Genomic DNA, 19328 nt, shown 5'->3' on the forward strand with positions numbered 1-19328 from the left:
GGTTAAGTCAGCCTGGCGTTGGTAGTCCAGGTGAAAGACAGTAGGCATGCATCTTAGGCAAATCCGGGGTGCTCTATGCTGAGAGTCGATATCAAGCTGTACTTGTATAGTGAAGTGGCTGATACCATACTTCCAAGAAAAGTCTCTAAGCTTCAGTTACACAGGAATCGTACCCGAAACCGACACAGGTGGTCAGGTCGAGTAGACCAAGGCGCTTGAGAGAACTCTGCTGAAGGAACTAGGCAAAATGGTACCGTAACTTCGGGAGAAGGTACGCTGCTGAGGGTGATGGGACTTGCTCCCTGAGCGCTTGGCAGCCGCAGAAACCAGGCCGCTGCAACTGTTTATTAAAAACATAGCACTCTGCAAACACGAAAGTGGACGTATAGGGTGTGATGCCTGCCCGGTGCTGGAAGGTTAATTGATGGGGTTAGCGTAAGCGAAGCTCTTGATCGAAGCCCCAGTAAACGGCGGCCGTAACTATAACGGTCCTAAGGTAGCGAAATTCCTTGTCGGGTAAGTTCCGACCTGCACGAATGGCATAATGATGGCGGCGCTGTCTCCAGCAGAGGCTCAGTGAAATCGAAATCGCTGTGAAGATGCAGTGTACCCGCGGCTAGACGGAAAGACCCCGTGAACCTTTACTGCAGCTTGACATTGAACTTTGACCTTACTTGTGTAGGATAGGTGGGAGGCTATGAAGATGTGACGCCAGTTGCATTGGAGCCATCCTTGAAATACCACCCTGGTAATGTTGAGGTTCTAACTCTGCCCCGTAATCCGGGGCGAGGACCATGTCTGGTGGGTAGTTTGACTGGGGCGGTCTCCTCCTAAAGAGTAACGGAGGAGTACGAAGGTGCGCTCAGCGTGGTCGGAAATCACGCGTAGAGTATAAAGGCAAAAGCGCGCTTAACTGCGAGACCCACAAGTCGAGCAGGTACGAAAGTAGGTCTTAGTGATCCGGTGGTTCTGTATGGAAGGGCCATCGCTCAACGGATAAAAGGTACTCTGGGGATAACAGGCTGATACCGCCCAAGAGTTCATATCGACGGCGGTGTTTGGCACCTCGATGTCGGCTCATCTCATCCTGGGGCTGAAGCAGGTCCCAAGGGTATGGCTGTTCGCCATTTAAAGAGGTACGCGAGCTGGGTTTAGAACGTCGTGAGACAGTTCGGTCCCTATCTACCGTGGGCGCTGGAAATTTGAGAGGATCTGCTCCTAGTACGAGAGGACCAGAGTGGACGAACCTCTGGTGTACCGGTTGTGACGCCAGTCGCATCGCCGGGTAGCTATGTTCGGAAGGGATAACCGCTGAAAGCATCTAAGCGGGAAGCCTACCTCAAGATAAGATTTCCCTGTGACTATATGTCACCTAAAGAGCCGTTCAAGACTAGGACGTTGATAGGTTGGATGTGGAAGCATAGTGATATGTGAAGCTGACCAATACTAATTGCTCGTGAGGCTTGACTATACAACACCCAAACAGTTGTTGTATTCAAGATAAATTCAATACAAAACTTGATTTAGTCAATAAACTAGTTACAATACCGACTCAATTTCCAATCCGTTAATAACTCTTTGGTTTGTAAGTAAGGCATACATTATTAAGTAATGTGAATAAGACCCCAAAGCACCACAACAGTTTGCTGGCGACAATAGCAAGAGTGAACCACCTGATCCCTTCCCGAACTCAGAAGTGAAACCTCTTCGCGCTGATGGTAGTGTGGCGTTAGCCATGTGAGAGTAAGTCATCGCCAGCTTTTTAAATGCAAAACCTCCCTTACTTAGAGTAAGGGAGGTTTTTTTAATGTACGGAATTTTAAAATTGACTAAGAATAAAGGAAAAATTATTAAAAAAATCGGCTAAACTAATACACGTCTTATTGTTTTAGACCCTAATTAAAATTAAGGAAGTTGGGTTATAGAATGAGGAATTTAAGTGATTAATAATAATGTTTTTATTACCACAGAAGAATTTGTACAAGAATTTAAAGACCTAAAGGATAATCTGATTAGAGGATACTTTACTATTGATTCCGATATATCACGAATTCATGTGTTAGCAGAATCTGGAATGAGTAATGAACAAATTAATTTGACTAAAAATATTGTTTCAGAAGTTTTAACGGATGCGCTATATACGATTTTGTTAGGTCTTGAAGGAAGTGCGTCAATCGCTCAGTATCAAATCATGTATAAGTTATTTGATGAGGCATCAAATGAACTGACTGGTAATATCGAATCTATAGCATGGGAAAAATTTCACAGCGAAAATGCATAACGATGAATCAGATTAAATATTCTTTATTTCATGATGTTTTTGATGCAATAAAAAAATCGATTAGAACTCATTTCAAAGTTGCCATAGAGATTCAGGACTCTTTCCATATAAGGTGATGCGCACAGTGGAATTGAATGTTACTTATTTTACATTCGATCATTTCAGTGCGTTAGTTCATTAGTTTGTTGAAAAGCATAGTAATTTATCAAAGCAAGGATTTTTTTATGAGACATTGAAAGAACGAATATTGAGTTTTATCAAGAGCTTGGTTTGAATGATTCAATGATTGCTGATGAATGTCAGCATCAATTTAATTTAATTTTTCCAGCTTGCAAAGGGAATATATAGATCATTATGATATTCCTCCATGAGATACATGGATCTCTTGTGATTTAAAGGATGATTTAATAGTACTCTATACGTGAGTTCATCCTGTAATTGTTTCGTTTGGGTAGAAGATCTAGAGTAAGGGTTAGAAATCACGGTATAAATATTAGGAGACTATATTTGTTTTCCGTCAGTTGTAATATTTATACTTTTAAAGATATCTTAATTTCATTATTACTCATACTGGGTACTTAGAAATCGTAATGAACTAATTTAAAGGAGATATCTGATTATGCATTTCAACTCCTTCTCTCAACTCCCTGAAGATGATGAAGAGTTACATCTTCCTGAACTTGTATACTGTGCATCTCTTGGTGATGTGGAACAAGTCGAACAATTATTGGCAGAAGGAACTGATCCCAATCAGACGGATGATGAGGGGTATAGTGCATTACAGGCCGCTGCTGAGAATGACAATTTAGCCGTAGTGAAGTTACTCGTGGGAAAAGGTGCAAATGTTGCATATAAAGGCGAATATACTGCGCTACAGCTTGCTGAAATGGCAAAAAATATCGATGTGGTTGAATATTTAAGAAGTCTGTAAATCGTATATAAGTAATAGATAAAAAGAAGCCCCATCATCCTGACAGGGCTTCTTTATATTCCGTTTATAGTGCCACAAATATCCTATCTATGACCGCATCCTATGCATCTTATTATTTTCAATGAGACTTCCTGTCTCTGTATATTTTATAGAATAGATGAAATCTATTGATACACCAATTCGGCAATAACGACGATATATGTAAGTTTTAGCTTACACAGAATTTTTTTGGTATTTTTTGAGTTTCTGTACCAAATCGGTTAATGCTTTTTCTTCAAATTCATTGGCTTCAAAGCTTTCTTCTTTATTACGTTTGAAGATATCTCGAATTTCAATCACTGCATTCGGATCGATCATATTCAAACTTGAGGTGACTTGACGAATTTGTCCAACCGAATTTGAACCATAGGTCACCCCGTAGCTAATAAATGAGGCTGGTTTTCCACTCCATTCTTTGCCCAAATAATCCAATGCATTTTTAAGCGCAGGGCTATAACCGTGATTGTATTCAGGGCTAATAAAAATAAAGGCATCTGCCTGCGCAATTTTATCGGCCCACTCTTGTTGTTTGGGTTGATCGTAAATTCCCGTAGCAGGTGGATGGCTGCCTGCGAAAAGTGGTAAATCCCATTGTTTTAAATCAATAATTTCAGCTTGAAGATCTGTATTTGGTTGACTCGAAAGACAATGGTTTACCCAATTTGCGACTTTGATCGCAGTACGTCCCTCACGGATACTTCCAACAATAATATAAATGCGCATGATTATTCCAAAATTATAATGTCAATTAGCAGTTAACCAATCTAGAGTAGATTTGAAAAGTAGAGCTTTGTTATAAATTTGAGTTGTTTACTGTCCTTTCTGCTTCAGCTAGTAGTTGATCTGCCATTTCTTTGGTCTTTTTCAAACCTGGCATGCGGTATTCAGTATGTCCATAGTCTTGAATCGATTTCCAACGACCACCCCAAGTAAGACCGACTGATTCAGCGACTTCACCATACAATTGATAGCCACGCATCGCCCATGGATCACGTTCAGTAATGACCACTTTACCATTACGCTTGAAGGCAACATCTGCGGCTAGACCAAATTGGTGATAACTCTGATAACCACGTGCGCGTGTTGTATTAGGATTGCCTGAAAGAAGGTTTTGACGTGCAGGACTACGATAACCTTCGAGTAAAACCAGTTCGTAGCCATAACGCTCTTTCATCAGTTTAAAGACCATGAGCAAACGTTGTTTATAGCGTGGATGCATTTTATCCCACTTACGATCAACCAACTGATCGTCTAGTGAACCATGATGATGTAGAGATTCGAGTTGTGATGTCTGAATCGACTGATTATTTTGAGCTTGATATTGTTGTTCAAGCTGATTGGCTTCAACGATGGCAGCTTCAACCAGAGACTCATCCACTTCAGGAGGAGGAGTTAAAATTTCACCATTCAAAAGCGTATAAATTTGTGGATCGACTTCTTTTAAATATTCAGCTTCTATATGTGTTGGCTGAATGGGTCGTGTAAAAGCAAATATCATCACACTGGCAAACAGAAAAAAACCAGCAATTAAAATCCACCATTGTTGTACATACCAGTGCGATTGAAGTCGTTCAGGTGCAGAAGCGTGATGAACATGCTGTGCAAAAGTTTTTACCCGATTTAGCTTTTGTTTGCTTTGTGGTAATACATTATGTAATGAGTTTAAAAGCTTTTGACGCAATTCGTAGGACATCAGACAGGCTAAAGCGAAAGCAAGCCCGAAAAAACAAATCAAAATCAGCAGAATCATGGAAGCTGTTTACTGTACTTCAAAAGGTTTTCGAGTGACTTCAATTTCGACAGAAGCACGCGGACTCTCAACTTTTTCTGACGGAGCAATCGAATTTTTATCCGTCTGAACTGCGTTGTTTTTCGGTTCAATCGCTATAGATTGGGCGGCTGCTTTTACTGTAGGCATTGGCTTTTGAGCAGGTGTTGGAGCTTTGGTGACTTCAAATGGAGAAACACGTGCAGCAGCAGGAGCATGTTGAAATAACTTACTCAAATCACTGTCTTTAGGCTGTTGAATTGCTTCATCATCGTCTGCTTCTTGAGGGGCTAAGGCATGCTCTTGCTTAGAATGTGAATGATCCGTAGTATGCTCAGCATTTATAGGTTGTTGAGTGGCTTCAGTATGGTCAGCCGCTGAAGTTGCATCTAAGTTTAAATTGGTATTTTCATTGATATTTGAGCTTTTGATAAAAAGCATAAATCCGAAAATACTGACTAATATTCCAGCTAAAAAACCACTCAAAACCAGTATAGCTGGTGATAACATCTTCTTTTTATGACTTTGTAAGATGCGAATCGATGTTGGTTTATCTTGAGCCATATGCATTCACTAAGGCAAATAAATAGTAATGTGAGCTTCTTCAGCAGGAGCCGAAATTACGTTCTGATAAGGTGCTAGTGCGTGAGAGCTTTGGTTGGAAAGCATATAACGTAAACCAGCAAAACTAAGTAATGCAAATAAGAGTAGGAAAATCAGAATCCAGAAGAACGGTAATTCGCCATGGATCATGTGTTTAATTTGATCTGGAATCGCAGCAAAAGGAGAAAAAGCTGCTTTTTTCCCTTTGAGATAATCAATTTCATCACCAACACGTGCCACCAAATGATTTAAATTTTCAATGGATTCAATACGATATTTGCCTTGAAAACCTAAAAGTAAGCAGTAGTGGAAAACTTCAAGTGCAGGGAGGCGATCTTTGCCGCGGCTACGTAATTGTTCCAAAATTTCAAAAAAACGATAGCCTGCTAGTTGAGAACCAAATAGGCTGAGTTGTAAGGGGCTAATTAACCATGCATTTTGGAGATTAAAATAACTAGGGTCTGGTTGTGTGACAATGGTTTCATCTAATAATGCACAAAACGCGTATTTTGCATCATGGATATCATCAGCAGAAAAATGTAATTTCTTGGCCTGTTGTTCAAATCGATTGAGCAAATCCAGAATTTTTGTCCGAAATTGACAGTATCGTGGACAACATATCCCTCTAAATTCTTAAAATATTTATGTTCAAAGGTTTCAGGACTTAACCAGCCGTTTGCAGAATGTCGTCTGATTCGATTGTAGTAAACTTCAATATATTCAAACAAGACAGCATTGGCTTCTTTTCGAGTGGCAAATACACTGCCATGTATCACATGACCTTTCAATGTATGAAAGAAGCTTTCAGTCACCGCATTATCCCAACAATTCCCCCTACGTGACATGCTTTGAATACAGTTATTCGCCAATAATAGTGCTCTAAAATCACGACTACAGTACTGTGAGCCTTGGTCCGAATGCACCATGACACCTGTTGGATACCCCTGACGTGCCATTGCATAATTAAATGCATCACATACCAATTGACGATCTATCCGATGGCTGGTTTGCCAACCTATAATACGACGACTAAATAAATCTAGCATCACACATAAATACAGCCAACCTTCTTTGGTTCGGATATAGGTGATGTCTGTTGTCCAAACTTTATTTGGCAGAGTGACTGTAAACTGGCGATCTAATAAATTCGGTGCCGTCGGCAAATGATGATTTGAATCAGTCGTATGCTTATATTTACGTCCAATCTTGCTGCGTAAACTGAGCTTTTTCAGCATCCTTCCAACTGTACGTTCACTCATGCAGTAACCTAAATCATGCATGTCGTGCACCAATGAAGGTGCTCCTAAGCGAGCATGGTGTTGCCAATATACAGCTTTTAAATCAGTGTACTTCTGATTGACGTAAATCTGTCTCTTTCGCCAAGCATAGTAGCCCGAAGTGCTGACACCTAGGCATTTACAGGCAGAAGAAACCGTAATTTCAGTCACAGCTAGGCCTTGGATTACCGTGTACTTTTCTTGGCATGATCTGTCAGGAAGTACACATGCGCCTTTTTTAAAATATCATTAGCTTCCCTGAGTTGTTTGACTTCTTTTTCTAAATCGAGAATACGCTGTTGTTCTGGCGAGAGCTGTCTTTTGCTGGAACCAGTGGGGTTGGTCTCACGAATCCATTTATCTAATGTTGAATAACCCACACCTAATTTCTGGGCGATAGCAGCCACAGATTCGTGCGAGTTTGAAAGTGCATAATCAATTGCTTGTTGTTTAAATTCTGGACTAAAGCGTTTAGCCATTTTTACATCTCCAAAGTTAATGTTACGTTATCTTTAGAGGGAATCATTGTCCATTATTTTGGCTAGGATCAATGGCTTTACGATTTGGTCTTGAATTTGATTTGAAAGAAATTGAAAAAAATAGTCCAGGGTTAATCTATACTGAATATTTTCATACAATGATGTATTTAAGATTTGCTAGCTATTTATATAGAATTTCAAGAGATAAGGCTCTTATTGTGGCGACAGAACTTTTGAAGGATAGTTTTAGTATTAGAGTGGCAGCTCACTATAAGAATCTGGAAGATATTATACAGCTTAGTCCTACTGGATACGGTATTTTTGGTAGTGCTAGATACACAGCATTGGCTATGAATACTAGAAGAAATAGAGGCCCATTTATGATTGGACAAAGGCTTTATCAAATGATTTTTAATAAAAAATGGAATACGCAAGCTTATGAACTTTGCCGAACAAAATACAGTTATCAAGTGCCAATTTCGGAAGAGGAAGCAACCTTTGATAGCACTGAATGGTGAATATCGATGAAAAATTTAATTATTTTATTTATGAGCATGCTAATGGTCGGTTGTAGTCATGCAGATAGTGGAAATCAGCAAAAACGAAAAATTGAAATAAGTAATGAACTTAGATCAAGAACTATCAGTATTGCTGATGATATAAGCCAGTCAAGAAAATTATATATAGCGGCATATAATACTGTTAATAGTAAGTCTGAAATGAATAATGAGTTATTTGTTTATACAGTTCGTAAAGTAGAAAATTTAATAGGTACTTATGAAGTAGATAATGATAATTTTGAAAATGATATTAAACACAATAAGAAAATAACTCTGGAAGCCGTTGATGGTCTTTGTATAATGAATAAATTTATTCAGAAGTATTCAATATTTATAGATTTGGAAAAAATTCCAGAAAGTCTTCAGAAAGATACAAAAAAAATACTAAAATACCAAAATCTTTATATTCAACGTCTTAATGAAGATAAAGACTATTTAAATCAATTAAAATGTTTGAATCTAAAATAATTTAAAATTTTACCTATTTATTCGAAGAAAGTTATTTAAAATTTTAGATACAGATGATTATCGTCAATAAAAACCTCATTTATTAACCTTCCTCCTAAAGTTGGACGTTGTTAGTCCAACTAGAAGGTTCAAATCATTTACATGGGTATCACATCAACTTGATCCCTTGCTGACCAGCAGGGGTGACTTTAAAGATTTCAACTTCAAAACTAATATTTTTACCTGCAAGCGGATGATTAAAATCCACTTCGGTAATATCATCATTGACTGATGCCACAACACCAAATAATGATGCTTTGGCTTTATCTTCAAATTCAATCATATGACCGACGATAGGACGCTGTTCAAATTTAACTGTATCAAACTTTTGAACATTTTCAGGGTTCCACGGACCAAAAGCATCTTCTGGTGGCAAATGCACGGTACGACGGTCGCCTGCACGTAAACCAAATAAAGCCTTTTCAAAACCCGGTAATAAATTACCATCACCAATGGTTAAGCTGACTGGTTGTTCGCGACTACGCGTATTATCAATCTCGACGCCATTTTCCAGCGCTACAGAAAAATGTAACTCGACCTGAGCGCCTTCTTGAATACGAATTTCTTCATTTGGTTGAATAATTTCAGTCATGTTTCACTTCTGCACGTTGGATACGTTTCTTTTCAAGAAAAAAAGTATCAATTAACAAGAGGATGGTTCCTAGCGTAATGGCACTGTCGGCAATATTGAATGCAGGAAAATGGTGGTCTTTATAGTAGACATGAATAAAATCGACCACATAACCCAAGGTCATACGATCAATTAAATTGCCTAAAGCACCGCCTAGAATCAGAGCAATGGCCGCAGGCAAGATGATACTGTGTTTAGGCATACGCATCAGCCAAAACACAAAAATAATCGAGACAATACCTGCTAGCCCTGTAAATAAATAGTGCTGCCAACCGCCTGCATCCGAGAGAAAACTGAATGCTGCGCCATAGTTATGCAACAGCGTCCAGTTTAAAAATGGTAAGACAGGTACAGGATCGGCATAATTCAGATGAGTACTGGCGATCCATTTGGTCCATTGATCTAAAATGATGGCAAGGACAGCCAGTCCAAGCCAAATCAGATTATGTGGATAAAACTGGAATAAGCCTTGTTTTGTTTGGGTCTTAGGCATATTTTCTCACTTCGCCACGACCTGTGACGTTTACGATACAACGACCACATAAACCCGGATGATCAGTATGGGTATTCACATCTGGCAATACATGCCAGCAACGCACACATTTTTCACCTTCTGCTGCCGAAATTTGCACGCGTAAGCCATCCATCTCGGTTGCTTCACCTTGTTCAGCGAATGGATAGACATTGACTTGAGACGTAATGAGAACAAAACGTAATTCATCACCTAATTGGTTCAATACTGTTTGCAGTTCATCTTTGGCCCAAATCTCAACTTTGGCAGACAAATTACTTCCGACCAGCTTGGCATTACGTGCCGCTTCAATCTGCTTGTTGACTGCTGATTTAACCTGAATCAAGGTTTGCCAATCGGCTTCAGAAATCAGGTTTGCTGTGGATGCGACAGGCAAATCATACCATTCAGCCGTAAACACATATTGTTCGGTTTGCTCTGGGATCAATGGCCATGCTTCTTGTGCAGTAAAGCTCAAGATCGGTGCCATCCAGCGAGCAAAGGCTTGAACTAAGTGATACAGTGCAGTTTGTGCAGAATGACGCGCCTGTGAATCCGCTTTGGTGGTGTACTGACGATCTTTAATGATATCGAGATAAAAACCACCCAAGTCATTGATACAGAAATTGGTCAAAGCGCTACATACGATATGGAAGTTCATATCTTCATAGGCTTGTTGAATCGTTTTTTGAACCTCAACAGCACGTTGCAGGATGTATTGATCCAATGCAATCAGTTGATCAACTGGCAGGGCATCGGTTGATGGTTTAAAGCCATTGAGGTTGGCCAACAAGAAACGCAAGGTATTACGGATACGACGATAACCGTCTGATGCACGACTGAAAATTTCTTTACCCGCAGTCATTTCATAACGATAGTCGCTCGAAGCAATCCAGAAACGAAGACCATCGGCACCCATGTCTTTGATGATGTCTTGTGGCGTGATGATATTGCCCAAAGACTTCGACATTTTGCGACCTTTTTCATCGACCACGAAACCGTGTGTGAGTAGACCTTTATATGGCGCGCGTTCGTTGATGGCAATCGAAGTCAATAAAGATGACTGGAACCAGCCACGATGTTGATCTGACCCTTCTAAATACAAATCGGCAGGATCGGTGAGTTCTTCACGTTGACGTAATACGGCATAGTGGGTTGTACCTGAATCGAACCAGACATCGAGCGTATCACGTACCGCATTGTACTGTTCGGCATCTGCACCGATAAAGTCTTTGGCTTCACGATTGAACCAAGCATCAATGCCTTCTTTCTCAATCAACTCCGCTACTTCTTCGATCAGTTCAGCCGTACGTGGATGCAGTTCATGCGTATCTTTATGCACAAAGAACGGAATTGGAACACCCCAAGTTCGTTGACGTGAGATACACCAGTCTGGACGACCTTCGATCATCGACTCAATTCGGTTTTTACCCCAGTCAGGCACGAAGCTGATGTCATTTTCAATCGCATTTAAGGCACATTCACGTAAACCCTTGGCATCCATGCTGATAAACCATTGCGGTGTGGCACGGAAGATAATAGGGGTTTTATGACGCCAGCAATGTGGATAGCTGTGTACGATCGGTTGATGCGCCCATAAACGGCCCACAGCGCCTAATGCTTCAATAATTTGCGGATTGGCTTTATAAATATGTTCGCCTGAAAAAATGGGCGCAGTCGGTAAATACACGCCATTGCCACCGACAGGATTATCCACTTTCAGGTTATAGATCAGACCCACTTTATAGTCGTCTGCACCATGACCCGGCGCGGTATGTACAGCACCTGTACCACTGGTCGCAATGACGTGCTCACCTAAAATCACAGGCACTTGACGATCAGCCAACAGGGGATGCTGTAAGCTCAGATGTTCAAGCACCGCGCCTTTAAAATCTGCCAAAACAACCGGATTTTCTAGTTTATAACGGGCAATCGCAGATTCAACCAGATCTTTGGCTAAGATAAAGTTCTGAGTACCGCGGTCACTTTGTGCCTGTACCAATTGATAGTCAATTTCGGCATGTAATGCAACCGCTTGGTTGGCAGGTAATGTCCATGGCGTCGTCGTCCAGATCACGATATCGGTTGGTGCAGTGACTGCAACACCTACGCGCTGACCAAGATCATCCAGATCAACCACACCAAAACCGACATCAATTGCATCGGACTTTTTATCTTCATATTCAACTTCGGCTTCTGCCAGTGCTGAACCACAATCGATACACCAATTGACAGGTTTTAAGCCTGGCTCGATATGACCTGCTTTTTGAATTTCACCTAGAGCACGGACGATATCCGCTTCTTGTTTAAAATTCATGGTCAGGTACGGATCTTGCCAATCACCAAACACACCCATACGAATAAAGTCTTTGCGCTGTAAATCGACCTGACTCATGGCGTATTCACGGCAAGCTTTACGGAAAGTTGAAGCATCGACCTTTACACCAACCTTACCGACTTTTTCTTCGACTTTGAGTTCGATGGGTAAACCGTGACAGTCCCAACCCGGTACATAAGGCGCATCAAAACCATCCATGACACGGCTTTTAACAATAATGTCCTTTAAGACCTTATTGACTGCATGACCCAAGTGGATCTGACCGTTCGCGTAAGGAGGGCCATCATGTAAAACATATTTTTTCTTGCCAATACGCGCTGCACGAATCTTCTGATAAATGTTGTCGGCATACCACTCTTCTAACCATTTGACTTCGCGCACAGCCAGATTGGCTTTCATGGCAAATTCGGTGCCCGGCAGGTTGAGTGTGGCTTTATAATCCACGGCATTTTCAGGAGTTTGCTTATCGCTCATGCAAGTTGTCTTCCAGTTCGATCAGCGTTAAAGCTGACGTGTTTTAGCATCAAAAAAATTCAAGATTAAAAAGGGAATTGTGGGTGTTGCTCTCGAAATTCAAGCAAATCTTCCACATCTTGGTCAATTCCAGTTTTCAGCGCGTCCAGCGATGGATAGTTTCGTTCACCATGCAAAAAGTTTAGAAACGTCACTCGCATCAATAGGCCATACAGATTAGCAGAAACTTGCGGGAAATGTACTTCCAATCGCCATTCGGGATGTTCCTGTTGAATCGCAGGGCGTGTTCCGACATGACCTGCACCAAATAAACTGTCTGGATGATAGCCCGCAATGCCTATCTGTGTAGGATCATCACTTTGCACTTTATCGCGTAGAGACCTGCTTTCACAGACCACATCTACCCCATAAATACCGCTTAAACACGGCTTATGACGATTTAAACGCACATTAATGGTCGGGAAATTAATGGTTCGACCAATCTGATCGCCATATTGCACTCGACCTATAATGCTATAAGGACGACCCAACAGCTGTGCTGCCAGAGCCAAATCACCTTCGGCCAAAACCTGACGAATACGAGTAGAGCTGACCCGTTCTCCATGATATTCAATGGTGTCTAAATTGGTGACTTGAAAGCCATAATCACGTAAAAACGCGCTATTGCCCTGACGGTTTTTACCAAAGTGAAAATCATCGCCCAAAATCAGTTGCTGTGCATTGAGTTTAAAATGTAGTAAATCTGCAAATTCTTGCGCGCTTAGACCGCGAAATTGTTCATCAAATTTGGCAATAGCAATATAGTCCACGCCTAATTCAGTCAAATATTCGACTTTTTCTCGAAGCGAACTAATCCTTGGTGGCGCATCAAAGCCTTTAAAATATTCAAGGGGTTGGGGCTCAAAGACCATCACCAGCGTTTTTAAGCCGTTTGATTGTGCAATTTTTTTGAGTTGCGCGATCATCGCCTGATGCCCCAAATGGACACCGTCAAAGTTGCCAATCGTCACCGCAGTCGCAGGCAACTTAAAATTTGGCGATAAGGCATTCAGGCGGAGCAGTTTCATGGATGTCAATGAAGCTAATTTTTGAAAGTCCTCTATATTGCCATAAACTGAGGGCTTGGTGCTATTGTTGCGTTTTTATGCAGGCAAAAAGCACGATCTTTTTTCTTATTATCAATAATATTGATAATTAAATTAAAAATAAATCAATTTTTCTTATTTTAAACTTTGATTATGATGCTTCTATCAGACGATGAGATAAATTGGATGAATATTCTATTTGATCAAATGCAATTGAAGCAAAAATTGATTCGGGAATTTACCCCAAATTGGTTTGCGGTGGTCATGGGTACCGGTGTGGTCGCCTTGATTTTGGCGCATTTTCCTTTTGCATCCAGTTCATTTTATCGTCTTGGCATGATGTTATGGATATTCAATAGCGCATTGTTCATTGTTTTTAGTGTGCTGTATCTGGCGCGCTGGTTTTTTTACCCTGAAGAAGCCAAGCAGATTTTGAGTCATCCGACGATGAGTTTGTTTCTGGGTACGATTCCCATGGCATTGGCCACGGTTCTCAATGGTTTTTTGAGCTATGGCGTGCCTCTTTTCGGTGAATTGGCTGTGCTGATTGCGCTTAAACTTTGGTATCTGGATGTGCTATTGGCGATTTTGGTGGGATGGATTGTGCCATTTTGTATGTTTAGTCGTCAGCAACATACACTACCGAGCATGACCGCAATGTGGTTGCTTCCTATTGTCGCCGCAGAAGTTGCCGCAAGCTCTGGGGGCTTAATTTTGAATGTTGCGCCAGATTTACCCAATGCTGTCACCATCTTGTGGGGCAGTTACATCCTCTGGGGCACGTCTGTATTACCTGCTTTTTTAGTTTTGGCCATTTTGATATTGCGATTGGCTTTACATCAAATCCCCCCAAAAGAATTGGCGATTTCAAGCTGGTTATCGATTGGCCCGATTGGAACGGGAGCACTGGCAATGCTGTTACTTGGACAGGCTGCTCCACAGGTTTTGCAACAGCATAATTTACAACTGCTTGGGCCTTTTTTGCAGCATAGCGGTCTATTCATTGCTCTGGTGTTTGTGGGAGTCGGTATTTGGTGGTTAGGCATTGCGATTTTTGCAAGTTTGCATCATTTGCGACAGGGCATTCCATTTAATTTGGGCTGGTGGGGATTGACCTTTCCTTTAGGAGTGTTCATCTTGGCACTGCAACAATTGGCGTTACAATTACAATGGAGTAGTTTGACGGTGATTGTCCACGGTTTGATGATGTTGTTATTGGGTTTATGGGTGTTGGTCACTTTAAAAACCATTCGTGGGGCATATTCAGGACAATTATTTTTTTCTCCTTGCTTACAGATTTGGAAACAGCAGCAGGAAAATCATTAATTCTTTTTAGATAAAGTTGTATATGTAAAATTGATCAGCTTAAATGCGCTGTAATGAAACGGAGAGAATACAACATGAAAGTTGCGCTGATCATGGCAATTCCTGATGAATCCAAAGGTCTATTTGAGCAGGCGGGTATTCGTGTTCACTATAGCGGTATTGGCAAAATCAATGCCGCCTTTAGTGCATTTGACGTGATTCAAAAAACGGGCTGTGATGTGCTGTTGAATTTGGGGAGTGCAGGCAGTGCTACGTTTGATGCACATACATTGGTTGAAGTCAGTCAGGTGGTGCAACGTGATATGGACGTTTCTCCTTTGGGCTTTGCGATTGGAACTACGCCTTTGGATCAGGACTTTCCTGCTGCAATTGAACTTGAACCCTTTTTTTCAGAATTGCCAAAAGGCATTTGTGGTACAGGTGATTCTTTTGAAACCGGTGTACCCAAGCTCACCTGTGATCTGGTGGATATGGAAGCGTATGCGATCGCCAAGGTGTGTAAAAAACTAGGTGTTCGCTGTATTTCCGTTAAATACATTAGTGATGGTGCCAATGATACGGCGCATTTGGATTGGGAAGCCAATTTACTTTTGGGCGCACAGAAGTTACTGGCCTTATATCAGCGCCATTTCTAAAATAGTGAATTAGGTTTGAAGAAAAAGGCATAAATCTTGCTGGGTGATTGATAACTTAATTTGACCAAATGGTTTAAAATGAACTATCAGCTTTATCCTGCTTTCAATGCCAGTCAGGAATATGTGGTTTTTTCTTCGGGTCTGGGTGGACACGGCCAGTTTTGGCAGCCACAGATTGCTGCTTTTCAGCAAGCTTATAATGTTTTGATTTATGATCATGAAGGCTGTCATGCTGATAGTGCCTTATTGTCAGAAACTTATTCTTTTCAGGATTTAGCCGAGCAAATTAAAAATCTATTGCTACAACTGAATATTCACCAGTTCCATTTTGTTGGTCATGCGATAGGCGGATTTATTGGGCTGGAATTAACTCAGTTGCTTGCTACATCTGGATTAAACATGCAAAGCTTAACCGTGATTAATGGGTGGGCAGCGCTAGATCCACACACTTTAAAATCTTTCCAAACCCGATTGGCTTTACTCGAACATGCGGGAGTTGCGGCGTATATTGCTGCACAGGCTTTATTTTTATATCCGCCAAGCTGGATTTCTCAGTATCATCTTGAAATTGAGCAACAAGAACAAAAACAGCAAAAAGATTTTCCACCAATTCAAAATGTTATACGACGTATTTCAGCATTAATGCATTTTCAGATCACACCACAGCATTTGACTGAGCTTGCGCAAAGGCCCGTTCTTTTGATTGCAAATCAAGATGATATGTTGGTGCCATATCATCAAAGTTTAAAACTGTGGAAATTAGTAGCTCAAGCCGAACTCTATTTGATGGCAGATGGAGGGCACGCTTCAACGGTAACGCAAGCGGCTTTGGTCAATCAGCGGATTTTAAGATTTTTACAGCAGATTTGATCGATCTTTATCACCATTCAGATGGTAGTAAAATGCGCTGTGACGAGTCTCGTCAATTTTAATCTTCTAAAGCTGATTAACACCGATAAAGATCAAGCTGAAGGACGTGGCAATACGCCGTAAAGCATCATATGTACCGTATGCTCAATGGCACGTTGCTGCATACTACGATTACGCAGGGTTTTGCCTGTGACCATTTCCATTTGAATACTAAAGTCAGCATAATTTTGAGTGACCGCCCAGATGTTTAAAATCAATAATTCTGGATCAATGTCGGCAGAAATCTTGCCTTGTTCCTGCCATATTTGAATCACTTTGGCCTTGCGTTTAAACAGTTTTTTTAATGGCCCTTTTAAAATTTCCAAAATATGCGGTGCACCTTGAATAATCTCTAAAGCAAAAAGCTTAGAGGCTTTAGGTTGAGTCCGTGATACTTCTATTTTTTGAATCAAATAATGCGCCAGTGCTTCTGTCGGTTCGAGTTCAACTTCCAGTGTTTGTAAAGGTGCCAGCCATTTTTGTAAAACCGTGGTCAGCACTTCCACATAAAGCGCTTCTTTATTTTCATAATAATAGAAAATATTGGACTTATGCATATTTGCCAGTTGAGCAATTTCATCCAGACTTGCCCCGCTAAAACCGTAAGTTGAAAAGACATCCAGTGCAGCACTGAGCAACTGATTTCGTTTTTGCGTACTCTTTTTTTGTTCCATTGGCATAACTAGTCTAGACGGTTCAGAAGGATTGTAAGGTAAACCGCGCGATTTGTGCACAGCCTAAATTTATTTTTCTGCCCGAGAAGAAAAAATAAGTACTTCATCTTGCGGGAGTTGTTTGAAATTCCAGCATCTTTTTGTTCAAAAAGCAAACAAATTATATAAATTTTAGTCGAATGTCATGATGATGGTTTTGCTGTTTTTTTGCACGTTATTGACTCGCGTTTCACTCAAATAGTGCATTGTTGTGCGCCATAATTTTACTAAACGGTAAAAACAATTTGACCATATGTTTTATTCAAATGCTTATAAATTATGAATAAAACAAAGTTGGCATGGCATATGCATTAGAAAATAACAAGAAATGGCCATTCTTAAAAATTGAATCGATGAGTTTTAGCGATTGCTCAAGTCATCCATGCATTACATCTTCCCAAGAGGATTGACCAAATGAAAATAGGTGTTTTTTGTCCCATCGGAAACAATGGCTGGCTGCTTTCAGAAAATGCGCCACAATATATGCCCACTTTTGAACTCAACAAGCAAATTGTACAACGCGCTGAACATTATGGTTTCGATTTTGCCCTGTCCATGATCAAGTTGCGTGGATTTGGTGGAAAAACTGAATTTTGGGATCATAACCTCGAAACTTTTACCCTGATGGCAGGATTGGCTGCGGTTACCAGCAAAATTAAGATTTATGCAACTGCGGCAACATTGGTCATGCCGCCAGCGATTGTGGCTCGGATGGCTTCGACCATTGATTCAATCTCCAATGGACGCTTTGGTCTGAATGTCGTGACAGGTTGGCAAGCCCCTGAATATAGCCAAATGGGGATGTGGCCAGGCGATGAATATTTCGGTAAGCGTTATGAATACTTATCTGAGTACGTTCAAATTTTGAAAGAACTTTGGGCGACAGGGCAGTCGGATTTTAAGGGCGAACATTTTCAGATGGATGATTGCAGGGTGAGCCCGCAACCACAAAGTGAGATGAAAATTATCTGCGCAGGACAATCCGATACAGGGCTCGAATTTTCCGCCCAACATGCCGACTATAACTTTGTATTTGGTAAAGGATTGAATACACCAACGGCATACGCAGAAATTAATGATCGTTTAAAACATTTTACCGACCAAACAGGTCGTGATGTTCAGACCTATGTGTTGTTTATGGTGATTGCGGCAGAAAACGATGCAAAAGCAATGGCGAAATGGCAAAGCTATAACGACGGTGCCGATGTAGAGGCGATCAATTGGCTGATGAATCAGGGCGGCAAAGATACTAAATCAGGCACAGATACCAATATTCGTCAAATGGCATCCAGTGTTTCACCCGTCAATATCAACATGGGAACGCTAGTTGGTTCGTATGAGAAGGTCGCCGCCATGCTGGATGAAATTGCTGAAATTCAGGGGACAGAAGGCATCTTGCTGACTTTTGATGACTTTGTACAAGGCGTTGAAGACTTTGGCGAACGGATCCAACCGCTGATGAAATCGCGTCAGGAGGTGGTTGCTGAGTATCAACCCACTCAAACTTTGGAGAAAAGCGCATGAATACCGTGATTGCAGATTTTACCGAACGCGCAGGTACAGGTCGTGTGTTGAAAGCAGAACCTGAAGCGATCCAACTTGTGCCAGAACAGACCGCTCTCATCGTAATTGATATGCAAAATGCCTATAACTCGATCGGAGGTTATCTGGATCTGGCAGGTTTTGATGTGTCCAAAACCAAACCTGTGGTTGCCAATATTCAAAAAGCGATTACAGCAGCCCATGCTGCGGGCATTCAAGTGATTTACTTTAAAAATGGTTGGGATGATCAATATGTCGAAGCGGGCGGTGCAGGTTCGCCTAATTTTCATAAATCCAATGCGCTGAAAACCATGCGTAAGCAGCCTGAGCTACAGGGTAAATTACTGGCAAAGGGCGGTTGGGATTTTGAACTCATTGATGAGTTACAACCCACCGCACACGATATTGTGATTGAAAAACCACGATATAGCGGTTTCTTCAATACCGCACTGGATAGCATGTTACGCGCTCGCGGGATTCGCAATTTGGTGTTTGTCGGGATTGCCACCAATGTCTGTGTGGAATCGACTCTGCGCGATGGTTTCTTCCTCGAATATTTTGGGGTGGCTCTGGATGATGCCTGTTATCAAGCAGGTCCGCCAGAAATGCATACGGCCAGTATGTACAACATCAAAACCTTTTTTGGCTGGGTGTCAGATACGCAAAGTTTTGTCGACACATTTCAACATAACCCAGAGTTTGCCAAGACCGCTTAAGGG

General features: G+C 41.2%; 17 protein-coding genes, 2 rRNA genes and 2 pseudogenes. 11 read left to right on the forward strand and 10 right to left on the reverse strand.

Annotated features, from left to right (window positions below):
* The 4 genes from J500_RS02365 to J500_RS02380 all read left to right on the forward strand — a co-directional run.
* Positions 1 to 1471, forward strand: a 23S ribosomal RNA gene (locus J500_RS02365); the annotation flags it as partial.
* Between the two features lie 174 nt (positions 1472 to 1645).
* Positions 1646 to 1760, forward strand: a 5S ribosomal RNA gene (gene rrf / locus J500_RS02370).
* Between the two features lie 179 nt (positions 1761 to 1939).
* A complete protein-coding gene (locus J500_RS02375; protein ID WP_004994577.1) occupies positions 1940 to 2281 on the forward strand; it encodes a hypothetical protein in 342 nt (113 codons plus the stop codon).
* Positions 2282 to 2900: 619 nt separating this feature from the next.
* Positions 2901 to 3212, forward strand: a complete 312-nt coding sequence (locus tag J500_RS02380) for an ankyrin repeat domain-containing protein (protein WP_004988885.1) — start codon at positions 2901 to 2903, stop codon at positions 3210 to 3212.
* A gap of 213 nt (positions 3213 to 3425) precedes the next feature.
* Here J500_RS02380 and J500_RS02385 read toward each other — a convergent pair whose 3' ends face one another.
* From J500_RS02385 to J500_RS02405, 5 genes and pseudogenes are all read right to left on the reverse strand, one after another.
* Complete coding sequence (locus tag J500_RS02385; RefSeq protein WP_004988882.1) at positions 3426 to 3974, reverse strand: NADPH-dependent FMN reductase; 549 nt, start codon at positions 3972 to 3974, stop codon at positions 3426 to 3428.
* A 70-nt stretch (positions 3975 to 4044) separates the two neighbouring features.
* Positions 4045 to 5001 carry a M15 family metallopeptidase gene (locus tag J500_RS02390; RefSeq protein ID WP_004988880.1) on the reverse strand — a complete coding sequence of 319 codons (957 nt, stop codon included), beginning with the start codon at positions 4999 to 5001 and terminating at the stop codon, positions 4045 to 4047.
* Positions 5002 to 5010: 9 nt separating this feature from the next.
* Positions 5011 to 5583 (reverse strand): hypothetical protein, encoded by a 573-nt coding sequence (locus J500_RS02395; protein ID WP_010589050.1) that lies wholly within the window; start codon positions 5581 to 5583, stop codon positions 5011 to 5013.
* 9 nt (positions 5584 to 5592) lie between these two features.
* A pseudogene (gene icmH / locus J500_RS02400) lies at positions 5593 to 6222 on the reverse strand (type IVB secretion system protein IcmH/DotU); the annotation flags it as partial.
* Positions 6222 to 7378: pseudogene (locus tag J500_RS02405) on the reverse strand (IS3 family transposase); the annotation flags it as partial. The pseudogenes icmH and J500_RS02405, both read right to left, overlap by 1 nt.
* Positions 7379 to 7449: 71 nt before the next feature.
* On the opposite strand from J500_RS02405, the gene J500_RS02415 reads away from it, so the two are divergent.
* Entirely contained in the window at positions 7450 to 7896 is a 447-nt protein-coding gene (locus tag J500_RS02415; protein ID WP_004994572.1) for a hypothetical protein, read from the forward strand.
* Positions 7897 to 7902: 6 nt separating this feature from the next.
* Positions 7903 to 8406 carry a hypothetical protein gene (locus J500_RS02420; RefSeq protein ID WP_010588881.1) on the forward strand — a complete coding sequence of 168 codons (504 nt, stop codon included), beginning with the start codon at positions 7903 to 7905 and terminating at the stop codon, positions 8404 to 8406.
* Between the two features lie 148 nt (positions 8407 to 8554).
* On the opposite strand, the gene J500_RS02425 is transcribed toward J500_RS02420, so the two are convergent.
* The 4 genes from J500_RS02425 to ribF all read right to left on the reverse strand — a co-directional run bounded on the left by J500_RS02425 (position 8555) and on the right by ribF (position 13466).
* A complete protein-coding gene (locus tag J500_RS02425) occupies positions 8555 to 9037 on the reverse strand; it encodes an FKBP-type peptidyl-prolyl cis-trans isomerase (RefSeq protein ID WP_004988866.1) in 483 nt (160 codons plus the stop codon).
* Positions 9030 to 9569, reverse strand: coding sequence for a signal peptidase II (lspA, locus tag J500_RS02430; RefSeq protein ID WP_004988863.1), 540 nt, complete (start codon positions 9567 to 9569; stop codon positions 9030 to 9032). Before lspA ends, J500_RS02425 begins: the two co-directional genes overlap by 8 nt.
* Positions 9562 to 12399, reverse strand: a complete 2838-nt coding sequence (ileS, locus tag J500_RS02435) for an isoleucine--tRNA ligase (RefSeq protein ID WP_004994570.1) — start codon at positions 12397 to 12399, stop codon at positions 9562 to 9564. The genes lspA and ileS overlap by 8 nt, the downstream gene beginning before the upstream one ends.
* 65 nt (positions 12400 to 12464) lie before the next feature.
* Entirely contained in the window at positions 12465 to 13466 is a 1002-nt protein-coding gene (ribF, locus tag J500_RS02440; protein ID WP_004994568.1) for a riboflavin biosynthesis protein RibF, read from the reverse strand.
* A gap of 204 nt (positions 13467 to 13670) precedes the next feature.
* Between ribF and J500_RS02445 the strand changes: the two genes are divergently transcribed.
* The 3 genes from J500_RS02445 (at position 13671) to rutD (ending at position 16315) form a co-directional block, all read left to right on the forward strand.
* Positions 13671 to 14810 carry a TDT family transporter gene (locus J500_RS02445; RefSeq protein WP_004994564.1) on the forward strand — a complete coding sequence of 380 codons (1140 nt, stop codon included), beginning with the start codon at positions 13671 to 13673 and terminating at the stop codon, positions 14808 to 14810.
* A 53-nt stretch (positions 14811 to 14863) separates the two neighbouring features.
* Positions 14864 to 15445: a 5'-nucleosidase gene (locus J500_RS02450; protein ID WP_372463886.1), complete on the forward strand. Its 582-nt coding sequence runs from the start codon at positions 14864 to 14866 to the stop codon at positions 15443 to 15445.
* A gap of 78 nt (positions 15446 to 15523) precedes the next feature.
* The gene (rutD, locus tag J500_RS02455; RefSeq protein ID WP_004988852.1) at positions 15524 to 16315 is read left to right on the forward strand and encodes a pyrimidine utilization protein D; all 792 of its coding nucleotides are present in this window, start codon (positions 15524 to 15526) and stop codon (positions 16313 to 16315) included.
* Positions 16316 to 16407: 92 nt separating this feature from the next.
* Here the strand turns inward: rutD and J500_RS02460 are convergent, their stop codons facing one another.
* Positions 16408 to 17028, reverse strand: a complete 621-nt coding sequence (locus J500_RS02460; RefSeq protein WP_010588879.1) for a TetR/AcrR family transcriptional regulator — start codon at positions 17026 to 17028, stop codon at positions 16408 to 16410.
* A gap of 453 nt (positions 17029 to 17481) precedes the next feature.
* Here J500_RS02460 and rutA point away from each other — a divergent pair, with 453 nt between their 5' ends.
* Together rutA and rutB are read left to right on the forward strand one after the other, a co-directional pair.
* Positions 17482 to 18591: a pyrimidine utilization protein A gene (gene rutA / locus J500_RS02465; protein WP_004988849.1), complete on the forward strand. Its 1110-nt coding sequence runs from the start codon at positions 17482 to 17484 to the stop codon at positions 18589 to 18591.
* Positions 18588 to 19325 carry a pyrimidine utilization protein B gene (gene rutB, locus J500_RS02470; RefSeq protein WP_004994559.1) on the forward strand — a complete coding sequence of 246 codons (738 nt, stop codon included), beginning with the start codon at positions 18588 to 18590 and terminating at the stop codon, positions 19323 to 19325. The genes rutA and rutB overlap by 4 nt, the downstream gene beginning before the upstream one ends.
* Positions 19326 to 19328: the final 3 nt, after the last annotated feature.

It is taken from the genome of Acinetobacter sp. 479375 (genome assembly GCF_000581715.1).
Lineage (GTDB): Bacteria > Pseudomonadota > Gammaproteobacteria > Pseudomonadales > Moraxellaceae > Acinetobacter > Acinetobacter ursingii.

Coding starts and splice junctions, on each gene's coding strand:
- J500_RS02390 (WP_004988880.1), bottom strand. CDS start 5,001: ATGATTCTGCTGATTTTGATTTGTTTTTTCGGGCTTGCTTTCGCTTTA.
- J500_RS02415 (WP_004994572.1), top strand. CDS start 7,450: ATGGCTTTACGATTTGGTCTTGAATTTGATTTGAAAGAAATTGAAAAA.
- J500_RS02395 (WP_010589050.1), bottom strand. CDS start 5,583: ATGGCTCAAGATAAACCAACATCGATTCGCATCTTACAAAGTCATAAA.
- lspA (WP_004988863.1), bottom strand. CDS start 9,569: ATGCCTAAGACCCAAACAAAACAAGGCTTATTCCAGTTTTATCCACAT.
- ileS (WP_004994570.1), bottom strand. CDS start 12,399: ATGAGCGATAAGCAAACTCCTGAAAATGCCGTGGATTATAAAGCCACA.
- J500_RS02445 (WP_004994564.1), top strand. CDS start 13,671: ATGAATATTCTATTTGATCAAATGCAATTGAAGCAAAAATTGATTCGG.
- J500_RS02385 (WP_004988882.1), bottom strand. CDS start 3,974: ATGCGCATTTATATTATTGTTGGAAGTATCCGTGAGGGACGTACTGCG.
- J500_RS02425 (WP_004988866.1), bottom strand. CDS start 9,037: ATGACTGAAATTATTCAACCAAATGAAGAAATTCGTATTCAAGAAGGC.
- J500_RS02420 (WP_010588881.1), top strand. CDS start 7,903: ATGAAAAATTTAATTATTTTATTTATGAGCATGCTAATGGTCGGTTGT.
- J500_RS02450 (WP_372463886.1), top strand. CDS start 14,864: ATGAAACGGAGAGAATACAACATGAAAGTTGCGCTGATCATGGCAATT.
- J500_RS02380 (WP_004988885.1), top strand. CDS start 2,901: ATGCATTTCAACTCCTTCTCTCAACTCCCTGAAGATGATGAAGAGTTA.
- rutD (WP_004988852.1), top strand. CDS start 15,524: ATGAACTATCAGCTTTATCCTGCTTTCAATGCCAGTCAGGAATATGTG.
- rutA (WP_004988849.1), top strand. CDS start 17,482: ATGAAAATAGGTGTTTTTTGTCCCATCGGAAACAATGGCTGGCTGCTT.
- ribF (WP_004994568.1), bottom strand. CDS start 13,466: ATGAAACTGCTCCGCCTGAATGCCTTATCGCCAAATTTTAAGTTGCCT.
- J500_RS02460 (WP_010588879.1), bottom strand. CDS start 17,028: ATGGAACAAAAAAAGAGTACGCAAAAACGAAATCAGTTGCTCAGTGCT.
- rutB (WP_004994559.1), top strand. CDS start 18,588: ATGAATACCGTGATTGCAGATTTTACCGAACGCGCAGGTACAGGTCGT.